Origin of the sequence: Acetobacter orleanensis, from assembly GCF_001581005.1 — a bacterium.
Taxonomy (GTDB): domain Bacteria; phylum Pseudomonadota; class Alphaproteobacteria; order Acetobacterales; family Acetobacteraceae; genus Acetobacter; species Acetobacter orleanensis.
In genome coordinates this window covers 38,834-52,099 of record NZ_LHZV01000061.1, presented here as the reverse complement: position 1 = coordinate 52,099, position 13,266 = coordinate 38,834, and the positions used below count along the sequence as shown (strand labels likewise).

At 56.5% G+C, this 13,266-nt stretch carries 12 protein-coding genes; 10 read left to right on the top strand and 2 right to left on the bottom strand.

Going from position 1 to position 13,266, the window contains the following annotated elements; genetic code table 11:
* Positions 1–28: 28 nt before the first annotated feature.
* Both secG and tpiA read right to left on the bottom strand, forming a co-directional pair.
* Complete coding sequence (gene secG / locus AD949_RS07540) at positions 29–367, bottom strand: preprotein translocase subunit SecG (RefSeq protein ID WP_048836117.1); 339 nt, start codon at positions 365–367, stop codon at positions 29–31.
* A gap of 26 nt (positions 368–393) precedes the next feature.
* Complete coding sequence (gene tpiA / locus AD949_RS07535) at positions 394–1,134, bottom strand: triose-phosphate isomerase (RefSeq protein WP_048836116.1); 741 nt, start codon at positions 1,132–1,134, stop codon at positions 394–396.
* Between the two features lie 114 nt (positions 1,135–1,248).
* Between tpiA and AD949_RS07530 the strand changes: the two genes are divergently transcribed.
* The 10 genes from AD949_RS07530 (at position 1,249) to lpdA (ending at position 13,146) form a co-directional block, all read left to right on the top strand.
* A complete protein-coding gene (locus AD949_RS07530) occupies positions 1,249–3,288 on the top strand; it encodes a SurA N-terminal domain-containing protein (RefSeq protein WP_244463383.1) in 2,040 nt (679 codons plus the stop codon).
* Positions 3,285–4,823, top strand: coding sequence for an anthranilate synthase component I (gene trpE / locus AD949_RS07525; RefSeq protein WP_048836115.1), 1,539 nt, complete (start codon positions 3,285–3,287; stop codon positions 4,821–4,823). Before AD949_RS07530 ends, trpE begins: the two co-directional genes overlap by 4 nt.
* Before the next feature lie 54 nt (positions 4,824–4,877).
* A complete protein-coding gene (locus AD949_RS07520; protein ID WP_048836114.1) occupies positions 4,878–5,474 on the top strand; it encodes an anthranilate synthase component II in 597 nt (198 codons plus the stop codon).
* Position 5,475: 1 nt separating this feature from the next.
* A complete protein-coding gene (trpD, locus tag AD949_RS07515; protein ID WP_048836113.1) occupies positions 5,476–6,597 on the top strand; it encodes an anthranilate phosphoribosyltransferase in 1,122 nt (373 codons plus the stop codon).
* 2 nt (positions 6,598–6,599) lie between these two features.
* Entirely contained in the window at positions 6,600–7,466 is an 867-nt protein-coding gene (gene trpC, locus AD949_RS07510) for an indole-3-glycerol phosphate synthase TrpC (RefSeq protein ID WP_048836187.1), read from the top strand.
* A gap of 1 nt (position 7,467) precedes the next feature.
* Complete coding sequence (gene moaC, locus AD949_RS07505; protein WP_048836112.1) at positions 7,468–7,944, top strand: cyclic pyranopterin monophosphate synthase MoaC; 477 nt, start codon at positions 7,468–7,470, stop codon at positions 7,942–7,944.
* 165 nt (positions 7,945–8,109) lie between these two features.
* Positions 8,110–9,051 (top strand): pyruvate dehydrogenase (acetyl-transferring) E1 component subunit alpha, encoded by a 942-nt coding sequence (gene pdhA / locus AD949_RS07500; RefSeq protein WP_371277348.1) that lies wholly within the window; start codon positions 8,110–8,112, stop codon positions 9,049–9,051.
* 6 nt (positions 9,052–9,057) lie between these two features.
* Positions 9,058–10,443 (top strand): pyruvate dehydrogenase complex E1 component subunit beta, encoded by a 1,386-nt coding sequence (locus tag AD949_RS07495; protein ID WP_048836110.1) that lies wholly within the window; start codon positions 9,058–9,060, stop codon positions 10,441–10,443.
* A gap of 10 nt (positions 10,444–10,453) precedes the next feature.
* Positions 10,454–11,713 carry a pyruvate dehydrogenase complex dihydrolipoamide acetyltransferase gene (locus AD949_RS07490; RefSeq protein ID WP_048836109.1) on the top strand — a complete coding sequence of 420 codons (1,260 nt, stop codon included), beginning with the start codon at positions 10,454–10,456 and terminating at the stop codon, positions 11,711–11,713.
* Positions 11,714–11,736: 23 nt separating this feature from the next.
* A complete protein-coding gene (gene lpdA, locus AD949_RS07485; RefSeq protein WP_048836108.1) occupies positions 11,737–13,146 on the top strand; it encodes a dihydrolipoyl dehydrogenase in 1,410 nt (469 codons plus the stop codon).
* Positions 13,147–13,266: the final 120 nt, after the last annotated feature.

Below are 13,266 nucleotides of genomic sequence, written 5' to 3'. Positions count from 1 at the left end.
GTGAAGGAGGGAGAGAGCCAGAACCATGTTATTGTTTGGAAGGAGCGGGTGCGGCCGGCGGCGCAGCAGGCTGCACAGGCGTTGTGACGGCGGCAGGAGCCGGGGGCTGAGCCAGAATATCATGGCCTGCGCCAGAGGAAGACCCTCGGTTAAGCACCGCCAGCACCAGAGACAGCAGCATAAACAGCCCTGCGAGGACTGCGGTGGTGCGCGTCAGCAGGTTGGCCGTACCCCGACCGGACATGAAAGCCCCCATGCCCTGACTGTTGCCAATGCCGAGGCCGCCGCCTTCACTCCGCTGGATCAGCACAGTGCCAATCAGAGCTATGGTCACGCAAATATGCAGAATCAGCAGGGCTGTAGTCATGTCGAGTTCCCGATAAAGTGCGGAAATCAGGCAGCAGAAGCCGCGCCGATAATGGATAAGAATGCCTCTACGTTCAGGCTGGCACCCCCTACAAGAGCACCTGCTACATCTGTAATAGACAGAATGGAAGCCGCATTCTTGGCGTTAACGGAGCCACCATACAGAATCCTGAGCGTTTTGCCAGCCTCGCCAAACTGCCGCACCAGTTCTTCACGCAGGAATTTCATGGTTTCGGCAATTTCGTCTTCTGTGGCAGCGCGTCCGGTGCCAATAGCCCAGATCGGCTCATAGGCCAGAATGCCGGAAAAATTGTCGGGCAAGGAGCCTTTAATCTGCCAGCCCAGCGTATCGAAATGCTCTCCGGCTTCGCGCTGGTCTTCTGTTTCCCCGATGCAGACAATCGGTGTCAGACCAGCTTTGGTAGCCGCAACCGCTTTTTCACGCACGGTCTCGTCCAGTTCACCATGTTCCTGACGGCGCTCGGAATGGCCGAGAATAACATAGGATACGCCAAGGTCCGTCAGCATGGCGGGAGAAATATCACCTGTATGCGCGCCGGATACATCCTTGTGGCAATCCTGCGCACCCAGAGCGATGGGAGAGCCTTTCAGCTTGTCTGCCAGCAGCGCAAGCTGCGTGAAGGGCGGGCAGGTGACAATGTCCGGTCCAGTGGCGGGGAGCCCTGCCAGCAGAGCTTCAACAAGCGCCAGCGAATCCCGGCTGGTGCCGTTCATCTTCCAGTTGCCGACGATAATCTGTCTGGTCATACGCCTCGTCCTTCCGTGCTGCCGGTATCCACATCATACCCGCATCATCATTGCACTACGTGAGCCTCTGGCACAGGCTAAACCATACAGTTGGCCTGTGGGGCAAGATGCTGCATGCCTGTTTCAGGCCTTACCGGTTTGTTACCGCTGGTCAAGAGCGGCTGGTCCGCTTATGGTGCCGCGCCCGGGTTTGCCCGTGGCATGGTGTTCTGTCTCCTACGGATCCTTGGGTTCATGATTTCCTATCTGCGTCGCGTTTTTGTTGAATCCTGGCTTGGGCGTGTCTGCGCCATCGTCATTTTCCTCGCTTTCATTGGCTGGGGGGTGGGAGATGTGCTTGGCTACATGGGCACGGAAACCGATGTGGTCGCCAAGGTTGGCCAACAGCGCATCAGTTCGGTTGACCTCGGGCAGTCCCTACAGGGAGAAATGCCCGCAATCGCCAAACAGATGGGTGTCGCAGACCCCGCGCAGGTGCCACCTGCCATGCGGCAGCAGATTGCCTATCAGGTTCTGCAACGGCTGATCGGGCAAGCGGAATTGCAGGATGCCGCGCGGAAGCTGAACATTTCTGTGCCTGATTCCGCTGTGCGGGATGAAGTGTTCTCTCTGCCCTATTTTAAAGGGACAAACGGCCAGTTTGACCGGAATATTCTGAACGCCCGCCTGCGTGAGCGGCAAATTCCGGAACAGCGCTTCCTTGCGATGATCCGTGATGACCTGACCAGCCGCACTCTTTTGCAGCCCATCGGGCAGGCTGCCAGTGTGTCTGACACCATTGCAAAGCGCCTGTCCGACTTCGGGTTGCAGACGCGCACCGTTGACCTGATCCGTATCCCCTTTGTGGAACAGACCACCCCGGCCACGCCGGACGACGCGACACTCCGCCGCTATTACGCGAATCACCTGTGGGATTTCCAGACAGCGGAACTGCGTCATGCCCGCGTTGTCGTGCTTTCTCCGGCCACAGTGGCCGACACGATCACCATTGACGATAAAGACCTCAAACGCGTCTATGATGAAGAAAGTGACCGCTATCACCTCCCGGAAACACGGGATGTGCAGGTTGTTACCATGCCGGATGAGGCTCAGGCCCGGACCGTTGCGGATATCTGGACAAAAGGCGCTGACTGGTCCGCAGTACAGGCCGCCGCTAAAGGCGGCGCCTCGGTGGAAATGCCGGGCGCACGTCCTTCTACCATTCCGTCTGAAAGCCTGAGCAAGGCTGTTTTTGCAGCCCCCCTTAACCAGATTCAGGGGCCGTTTAAATCAGAAGGCGGTTGGGTTGTGCTGCGGGTTACAAAGGTTACCCCGCCTAAAGACACACCGTATGACGTCGCAAAAAAAGAGATTCTTCAGCAGTATCGTGAGGCAAAAGCACCGTCCGTTGTTGGCGAACGCAGCCGCCAGTTGCAGGATGCTCTTGCCGGAAACGGTCTGGATGCCATCCCGACAGATATTGGCGCTGCGGCAGCCGCAGGCACGCTGGATATCCATGGAAATATGCAGGACGGCACCCCAGCCCCTCTTCCTGCTTCTGGTAAACTGCGTGACGCCATTGTGCAGCAGATTTTCGCACAGACAAAAGGTGCCAAGCCGAACCTGATGGAAGGCCCTGATAATAGCTGGTATGCCGTTGAGGTCGATAATGTAACCCCAGCCGCGCAACTGCCATTCGAGCAAGCCAAAGCGCATGTTCTGGCGGCATGGCAGGCCGAGGCCCGCAAACATGCGGCGGATGAACAGGCAGCCGCTCTCTACACAGCAGCCAAGGAAAAAGGTGGCCTTGCGAATGTTGCTGGTGCCGGAGCGCCGATTGTAAAGGGCATAACCTTCTCACGCTCCACACCGAACAAATCTATCCCAGCGGAACTGATGGATTTCCTGCCGCGTATGAAGGCTGGGCAATCTGTTATGGGTGAAGACGCCGGCGAGTTCCTGATAGCAACCGTTACCGCTGTTTCCACCCCCAACCCCACGGCTGATCTGGCTGCGTATCAGCGCCTGAAAAATGCTCTGACGCAATCTGTCGGAGATGATCTTGTGGCATCCTATGTCGAAGCTCTGAGCAAACGCACGCCGCCGGTTATTATTCAGCGGGCCGTCACAGCGACATTGTCTTCCCTCGGGTATGACGGCAACTCTACCCCATGAGTGTTACGGCACGCATTGCGGCCTCGCCCTCACGCGAGGCCTGTCAGGCGGCATGGAGTGCTGGAAAGCCTTCCATCGTTTTTTCCGTAGAACCTGCGGATCTGCTCACGCCAGTTTCGGCCTACATGCGGCTTGCCGGGTTTGATGGTGGCACCGGCCGCCATACGCTCCTTCTGGAAAGCGTTGAAGGTGGCGTGTCTCGCGGGCGGTATTCCGTGATTGCGCTCAAACCCGATCTGGTCTGGACCTGCCATAACGGGCGCGTCACGTTGGATGAAAATCCTGCACAGCCCGAGACGCAGGTTCGATCGGTAGAGGGTAAGGCTCTCGACTCTCTGCGAACGCTGATCCGCGAGACGCAGCTTGATTTGCCCACAGGCCTTCCTCCCATGATTGCCGGCCTGTTTGGGTATCTGGGGTATGACATGGTGCGGCAGATGGAACATCTGCCAGACGCCCCACCGGATGACCTGAATCTGCCGGAAGCTGTTATGATGCGTCCGGGCCTGTTTGCGGTGTTTGACACGGTGAGCGACGAACTTATTCTGGCGGCTCCTGTCCGCCCGGCGGCAGGAGAAGACGCCAGGGAGGCGTGGGATAAAGCGCATGCACTGCTTGCCAGAGCACGCACCTGTCTGGCTGGAGCGCTCCCTGCCGCACAGGAGACTGCTCTGCCTGCCGCGTTTGAAGCCCCGCACTCCACGTTTTCACGTGACGATTTCTGCGCGGCTGTTGAGAAAATTCAGGACTATATTGCCGCAGGGGATGCCTTTCAGGTTGTTCCCAGCCAGCGTTTTTCAGCACCGTTTACCCTGCCGTCTCTTGCACTGTACCGCGCACTGCGCCGCATCAACCCGGCACCGTTTCTGTTCCATCTGGATCTGGGTAACTTTTCTCTCGTTGGTTCTTCGCCCGAAATTCTGGTGCGTCTGCGGGACGGCACCATGACGGTCAGACCGCTGGCTGGAACGCGTCCGCGTGGAAAAGATGACGCTGAAGATCTCTGGCTAGAGCAAGATTTGCTTGCGGACGAAAAAGAGCGTGCCGAGCATCTCATGCTGATCGACCTTGGACGAAATGACGTTGGCCGCGTCTGCCAGCCCGGCTCTGTCAAAGTGACGGAACGGTTTGTTATCGAGCGTTTCAGCCACGTCATGCACATCTCCTCCAATGTGGAAGGCACAATCCGCCCGAATCTGGACGCGCTGGATGCTCTGGTGGCTGCTTTTCCGGCAGGCACCCTTACCGGAGCCCCGAAAATCCGTGCCATGGAAATCATTGATGAAATCGAGCGCAGTCGCCGGGCAACCTATGCGGGCTGTATCGGATATTTTGGGGCAGGGGGCGATATGGACACCTGCATCGGGCTACGGATGGCTGTTGTGAAAGACGGCATGATGCACGTACAGGCCGGATGTGGTGTTGTTGCCGATAGCGTACCGGAACTGGAATATGAAGAAACACGCCACAAAGCCCGCGCCGTTTTCCGGGCCGCGGAAGAGGCCATTCACTATGCTACACGGGACAAAGGCTGAGTTCTTGCATCTCCGTCATTTGACCTGTGCGCCGCATAAGGTCATCATAAAGTCATGATCCTTCTGATCGATAATTATGACAGCTTTACCTTCAATCTCGTCCACTATCTGGGCGAGTTGGGGGAGGCCTGTGATGTACGGCGTAACGATTCCCTCACGGCGGCAGAGGCAGTGGCGCTCGCTCCGGAAGCGATCGTGCTCTCACCGGGGCCACGGTCCCCGAATGAAGCCGGGATTTGTTGCGACCTGATTGCCGCAGCCGCCGGAAAAATCCCGGTTTTTGGCGTGTGCCTCGGGCATCAGGCCATAGGGCAGGTGTTTGGCGCACAGGTTGTGAGAGCACCAACCCCCATGCACGGCAAAGTCAGCCCCGTCTTTCATAACGACACAGATGTGTTTGCAGGTCTTCCTAATCCGTTCAACGCCACACGGTACCATAGCCTTACACTTGAGCCCTCAAGCATTCCTGACAGTCTGGACGTCACCGCATGGACGGAAGATGGGGTAATTATGGGGGTGTGTCACAAGCAGTATCCGATCTCTGGCGTGCAGTTTCATCCCGAGAGCATTGCATCCGAATACGGGCATGACCTAATGCGGAATTTCGTTAACGACGCCCGCGCGTGGAACAAGAAGAAAACAGCGGCCTGACATGCCGGAGACCTTGCCCTCTCTCTTGGAAAATCCAGACGTTTTTTTTACTTCCATCCTGAATGCTCTGGCACATGGAAAAACGCTGACGAGCGCAGAAGCCGAGGCCGCCTTTGGCATCATCATGGATGGGTCGCTGCCTCCAGAACGGGTTGCCGCTTTTTTGATGGGCATGCGTGTACGCGGTGAAGCGTTTGAAGAAGTTTTAGGGGCTGTTACGGCTTTAAGACGCCGTATGATTCCGGTTTCTCAGATTCCGGCAGGCACCATTGATGTCTGCGGCACAGGCGGGGATAATTACGGCACGCTGAACGTCTCCACAGCCGTCGCCTTTGTGCTGGCTGCCCTCGGGGTTCCTGTGGCCAAACATGGCAACCGGGCTGTCTCCTCCCGGTCTGGTGCATCAGATGTTTTGCTGGCACTTGGTGTGCCTCTGCTGTCAGACCCTGTAGACCTATCTCGTCAGTTAGCCCGACATAAGCTGGTTTTTCTGGCGGCTCCCCACCATCATCCAGCCATGCGTCACGCCGCTCCTATCCGGAAAACGCTGGGCATTCGCACTCTGTTCAATCTGCTGGGACCTATGGTGAACCCTGCGGGTGTCAAGCATCAACTTGTTGGTGTTTTTGCGCCAGAATGGCTGCACATGGTTGTGGATGTGCTGCATGGGCTCGGTTCAGACCGTGTCTGGGCCGTCTGCGGCCTGCCTGACGGAGAAACGCAGGGCATTGATGAACTCACGCTGGCTGGCCCCACCCGCGTCGTTGCTCTTGAAAACGGCGCAACGCACAGCTTTGTTGTGCAGGCTGATATGGCAGGGCTGCCCTATGCGCCCGTTGCTGCCATTCAGGGCGGCGATGCACATCACAATGCTCAGGTGCTGGAAGCGTTGCTCCATGGCGCGCATGGGGCGTATCGTGATACCGTTCTGCTTAACGCGGCCTGTGCGCTTCATGTCGCCGGTCAGCGTTCCATTCTGACGGGTTTGCAGATAGACCCTCAGGCTTTCAAAGAGTGCGTGGCCGATGTCAGCCGCGTGTTGGACAACGGTGCCGCACTGGCGGTGCTCAATGGTTTGCGTGCATCATCTTCTGGCACGCATGCTCAAGACATAACAGGATGATTATGAACGAAATACCCAATTCGTCCGCTGCCGGAAATTCTGACGCAGAGGCTTGCATTAACGCAGACCATCTGCCGGATGTGCTCGCGCGAATCTGCGCGCGGACAAGAGTTGAGGTTGAGCACCGTTCAACCCTTGTGCCTTTGAAAGAGATGATGGCCAAAGCGCAGGATTCTAAAGAACCGCCGCGTGGGTTTGGGCGTGCGCTGAAAGAAAAGGCTGCGGACAGAGCCATTGGGCTGATTGCCGAAATCAAAAAGGCCTCTCCATCCGCCGGTATTCTGCGCGAAGACTACGATCCCGCGAAAATTGCGGTTGGCTATGAGCAAGCCGGTGCGGCCTGCCTGTCGGTTTTAACCGAAAGCTCCTGCTTTCATGGTCAGAATGATGATCTTGAGACAGCCCGTGCGGCCTGCTCTCTGCCCGTACTGCGCAAGGATTTCATCGTCGACCCATGGCAGGTTTATGAAAGCCGGGTTCTGGGGGCGGATTGCATTCTCATCATCATGTGCATTTTGAGTGATGAAGAAGCTCTGGCTCTGGTGGACCATGCCAAGGGTCTGGATATGGACGTTCTGGTGGAAGTGCATGACGAAGAGGAACTCAACCGGGCGTTGGCGCTTGATACGTTCCTGATCGGTATTAACAACCGTAATCTCAAGACGTTACAAACCGATATTGAGACAACCAATCGCCTTGCGCCTCTCGTCCCGCCCGATCGGATTATCGTATCCGAAAGCGGCATCAAAACGCATGGAGACATCATGTCTCTGGCGGAAATTGGCGTGACAGGTTTTCTGGTTGGAGAATCTCTGCTGCGCGAGCCGGATCCGGGTAAGGCTGCCCGTGCGCTGCTGGGATTTGCCTGACGTGTCTGAAAAGGCACTCACTCATCTTGATGCCGCCGGAAACGCCCACATGGTGGATATTTCCGAAAAAACCAACACACACCGTAAAGCCGTTGCGACGGGCTGCATTCTGATGCAGCCAGAAACCCTGAGCATGATTGTTTCAGGCACCATGCCAAAAGGGGATGTACTGGCGACCGCCCGCATTGCCGGCATCATGGCAGCTAAGAAAACAGCGGATATTATTCCGCTCTGTCATCCTCTGGCACTCAGCCGCGTGTCAGTTGATCTGCTTCCTGCTGATAACAAAATCGAGATCACAGCTTTTGTTACAACAAAAGGCGCAACCGGTGTTGAAATGGAAGCGTTAACTGCCGTAAGTACGGCAGCCCTGACTTTGTATGACATGTGCAAGGCGGTCGATCGCGGCATGAGGATTGACGGGATTAGGCTCCTGCATAAAAGCGGGGGCAGATCAGGCGATTATAACGCGGAATAAGTGAGAAAAGCATACGGACTGCTTCAGCTTTATAAAACTCTGTCCCGTAGATAACTGAGTGCGCAGTATAACATTGAAAATCATAAGGAAGAGCCGATGACGGCGGGCCAAAAAAACGTAGCACGCGTGGGAGGCAACGGGCCCTCCTTAACCCGTGAGCAATTTATGGAAGCTTTCCATGAGATGCTGTTGATACGTCGGTTTGAAGAAAAAGCCGGACAACTGTACGGGATGGGTCTGATTGGTGGCTTCTGCCATCTTTATATCGGACAGGAAGCCGTCGTCGTTGGCATTCAAATGACGCTGAAGGACGGTGACAAGCTTATCACCTCCTATCGTGACCATGGGCAGATGCTGGCCGCCGGAATGACACCGCGTGGCGTCATGGCTGAACTCACCGGCCGCGCTACGGGCTATTCCCGCGGCAAGGGCGGCTCCATGCACATGTTCTCCCGCGAGAAAAACTTTTACGGCGGACATGGAATTGTCGGGGCGCAGGTCGCACTGGGTATCGGCCTTGCTTTTGCCAACAAATATCGTGGCACGGATGAAGTCTCTGTCGCCTATTTTGGTGATGGGGCGGTCAATCAGGGGCAGGTCTACGAAAGTTTCAACCTCGCGGCACTGCATAAACTTCCGTGCCTGTTTGTGATTGAAAACAATCTCTACGGCATGGGTACAAGCGTGGAGCGCGCCTCCGCGTCTCACGAACTCTGGCGGAATGGCGAACCGTGGGGCATTCCGGGCAGACGTGTGGATGGCATGGATGTTGCCGCTGTGCATGAAGCCGCAGCCGAAGCCGTCGCGCATTGCCGGGCAGGAAAGGGACCTTACCTGCTGGAAATGATGACCTACCGTTATCGCGGGCATTCAATGTCTGACCCGGCCAAATACCGTAAGCGTGAAGAAGTGGAAGAGGTGCGTAAAACGCGCGATCCCATTGAACATGTGCGGCATATTCTGCTGGACGCCGGGGTGAGTGAAGACAGCCTGCGCAAGATTGAAGATGACATCAAAGCGACAGTTAACGACGCAGCCGAATTCGCGCAGAGCAGCCCAGAGCCTGATCCTGCCGAACTCTATACAAACGTGCTGCTAGAGGCGTAACGGATTATGGCAACAGATATTTTAATGCCCGCACTTTCCCCAACCATGACGGAAGGGGCTCTCGCGCGCTGGGTAAAAGCTGAAGGTGACACGATTTCAATTGGCGATGTGATTGCCGAGATTGAAACCGATAAAGCAACCATGGAAATCGAAGCCGTGGAAAGCGGCATTCTCGGCCGCATTCTGGTTCAGGAAGGCACACAGGATATCGCCGTTAATTCGCCGATTGCCATTCTGGTTGCAGAAGGGGAAGCCGTTCCAAACGCCGCCTCCACTCAGGTCTCAGCGACCGATAAGACTGACTCTGCCCTCAAAACACAGGCAGTAAAAGCACCAGCAGAACAGATGTCGTCCGCAGTTGCCGCGCCAGTCAGCACGGCGCTGAGTGCCCCGGCAACGGAAAAGGACTGGGGGCCGACGGCTGAAATCACCGTTCGTGAAGCTCTGCATGATGCCATGCAGGCTGAATTACGCCGTGACCCGGATGTTTTTCTGATTGGTGAAGAAGTCGCGGAATATCAGGGCGCTTACAAGATTTCTCAGGGTTTGCTGGCTGAGTTTGGTGATAAGCGCGTTATCGATATGCCGATCACCGAACACGGTTTTACCGGCATGGCCGTTGGCGCAGCTCTGACTGGCCTTAAGCCGATTGTGGAGTTCATGACTATGAACTTCTCAATGCAAGCCATTGATCATATTATTAATTCTGCGGCCAAGACGCTTTATATGTCTGGTGGCCAGATGGGGTGCCCTATTGTTTTCCGTGGCCCGAATGGTGCTGCGGCACGCGTCGGTGCACAGCATTCCCAGTGCTATGGCAGTTGGTATGCTCATGTTCCGGGCCTGAAAGTCGTCGCTCCGTGGTCCTCGGCCGACGCCAAAGGGCTGCTTCGTGCGGCCATCAGAGATCCCAACCCGGTCATCGTGCTTGAAAATGAAATTCTTTACGGGCGCAAATTCCCTTGCCCAGTTGATGAGGATTTCATTCTGCCAATCGGCAAGGCAAAGGTGGAGCGGGAAGGGCGGGACGTTACCATTGTGACGTTCTCCATCATGGTGACAACTGCTCTGGAAGCTGCGGAAGCACTGGCTCAGCAGGGCATTGAAGCGGAAGTCATCAATCTGCGCAGTCTGCGTCCGCTGGATACGGCGACTATTGTGGAAAGCGTGAAGAAAACCAGCCGTCTGGTGACACTGGAAGAAGGCTGGCCGTTTGCTGGTATCGGCGCGGAAGTTGCCATGCAGGTGATTGAGCATGCGTTTGACTGGCTCGACGCCCCGCCTGTGCGTGTAACAGGCGAGGATGTTCCAATGCCCTTCGCCGCCAATCTGGAAAAACTGGCCCTGCCGCAGCCCGAGCACGTCATTGAAGCCGTGCGTCGCCTGATCTGAGGACAAAGAGATGGCTATTGAAGTTCTGATGCCGGCCCTTTCGCCGACAATGACGGAAGGCGCGCTGGCCCGCTGGATTAAAGCGGAAGGCGATAAGGTTGCGATTGGCGATGTCATTGCCGAAATCGAAACCGATAAAGCCACCATGGAAGTGGAAGCCGTTGAAGACGGCATTCTAGGCCGCATTCTTGTGCCGGAAGGTACGCAGGGCGTTGCGGTGAACTCCCCCATCGCAATTCTGGTGGCAGAAGGTGAGGCTGTGCCGGAAGCCGGAGCGGTCAAGCCGCAAGCGGCGACTGCACCCGCAGCTAGTCCAGCGGCTGCGACGCCTCAAGGTTCTGCTCCGGTTGCAGCGCCTGCTCCGGTTGCCTCTACGGCTAAACCTGCGGCCACGGGCAAGCGTATCCTTGCCTCTCCTCTGGCCAAGCGCATTGCCAGCCAGAAGGGGCTTGATCTTACCCACATTCAAGGCACCGGGCCGAGCGGCCGTATTGTGCGCCGTGATGTGGACAAGGCTACGAGCCAGAGCATGGTTACTGCGGCAAGCACCGCACCGGTTGCCGCATCAGGTCCCACAAGCCGCTCTATTCCTCATTCCAGCATGCGGAAGGTCATTGCGCGCCGCCTGACGGAAGCGAAAAGCACCATTCCGCATTTCTACGTTTCTGTGGATGTGGAACTGGATGCTCTGCTGGCGTTGCGTTCTCAGCTTAATGCAGCCTCTCCCGAAGAGGGGCCAGATGCGTTCAAGCTGTCCGTTAATGACATGCTGGTTAAAGCCTCAGCCATTGCGCTCAAGCGGGTTCCTAACGTCAATGCCTCCTTTACGGAGCAGGCGATGGTTCTGCATGACAATGTGGATATTTCCATCGCTGTCTCGATCCCGGACGGGCTGATTACGCCCATCCTCACACGGGTGGATCAGAAGAGCCTGAAGCAGATCAGTCAGGAAACGAAATATCTGGTCAAGCGGGCCCGCGCAGGCAAACTGAAACCGGAAGAGTTTCAGGGCGGAACATTCTCCATTTCCAATATGGGGATGTTCGGCGTGCGTGACTTCTCCGCCATCATCAACCCGCCACAAGCTGCCATTCTGGCCATTGCCGCAGCAAAAAAACAGGCTGTGGTGAAGGGGAACGAACTGGCGATTGCGACAGTCATGACGGTTACACTCTCCGTTGACCACCGCGTTGTGGATGGCGCGGTTGCGGCGGAATGGCTCTCAGCCTTCCGGTCTGTGGTCGAATCTCCTCTGACACTTGTTCTTTAATCGCGGGCTTGCGGGAAACGACCATGAGCGCAACGAATTTTGATATTATTATCGTAGGTGGCGGTCCCGGCGGGTATGTTGCAGCGCTGCGCGCTGCCCAACTCGGCCTGTCTGCTGCGGTGGTGGAGGCCAAGCATCTTGGCGGCATCTGCCTCAATTGGGGCTGTATCCCCACCAAGGCGCTGCTGCGTGCCTCTGAGATTAACCATCTACTGCATGACCTCGGCCCTTACGGGTTCAGCGCAGAAAAAGTCAGCTTCGACTTTTCAAAGATTGTCGCCCGTTCCAGAGCCGTTTCCAAACAGCTTTCCGGGGGTGTGGCGCATCTGCTGAAAAAAGCAAAAGTGCCGGTTTTTGAAGGCTACGGGAAACTGGACGGCGTTGACGGAGCAAAACGCAAGGTTCTGGTCACGCCGGAAAAAGGTGCAGCGGTTACGCTGACGGCAAAACACGTCATCCTCGCAACTGGCGCACGCGCCCGTACGCTGCCGGGGCTGGAACCAGACGGCAAGTTGGTCTGGTCTTACCGCGAGGCTCTGGTGCCCGAGGCACTCCCGCGCCGCCTGCTGGTGATTGGCTCCGGCGCTATCGGCAGCGAGTTTGCGTCCTTCTACCGGAATATGGGCTCAGAGGTCACGCTGGTGGAAGTCGCTCCCCGTATTCTGCCGGTGGAAGATGAAGAGATCAGCGCGCTGGCCCGCAAGGCTTTTGAAAAGCAGGGTATACGCGTGCTCACAAGCGCTAAAATTGGCGCTCTGCGTAAATCCGCAAGCGACGTCACTGTCCCTGTTGAAGTGAATGGCAAGACAGAAGAATTCACTGTTGATCGTGTGATCTCAGCCGTTGGTATTGTCGGTAACGTTGAAAATATCGGCCTAGAAGGCACAAAGGTCAAAACTGACCGCACCCATGTGGTGACCGATGCCCTTTGCCGCACGGGTGAGCCCGGCGTGTATGCCATTGGCGATCTTGCCGGTGCTCCTTGGCTTGCGCACAAAGCCAGCCACGAGGCTGTTATGTGTGTAGAAGCCATTGCAGGAAAGCATGTTCATCCCATTGATAGTACAAAAATTCCGGGATGCACGTATTGCCGTCCACAAATCGCGTCTGTTGGCTACACGGAAGCGCGGGCCAAAGAGGCTGGCTATAAAGTCCGCGTAGGCAAATTCCCGCTCATGGCCAACGGCAAGGCACTTGCCATGGGTGAACCTGAGGGTCTGGTAAAGACTGTTTTTGATGCGCAGACCGGCGAGTTGCTTGGTGCCCACATGATCGGCGCTGAAGTGACAGAAATGATTCAGGGTTACGTGATTGCCCGCACCGGAGAACTGACGGAAGCGGAACTGGCAGAGACCATCTTCCCGCATCCGACCATTTCTGAGTCCATGCATGAGGCCGTTCTCGCAGCTTATGACGGCGCGCTGCACTTCTAGTCTGCTTCACCAGACCGCTGCTCGCGGGGGTGTGATGCTATGAAGCGCACCAATAGGGACGTTCTTACCTTGACGCAGGGGTAAGAGCGTTCCAGTTCTTTTTAACCCGGAGTGTGGGAG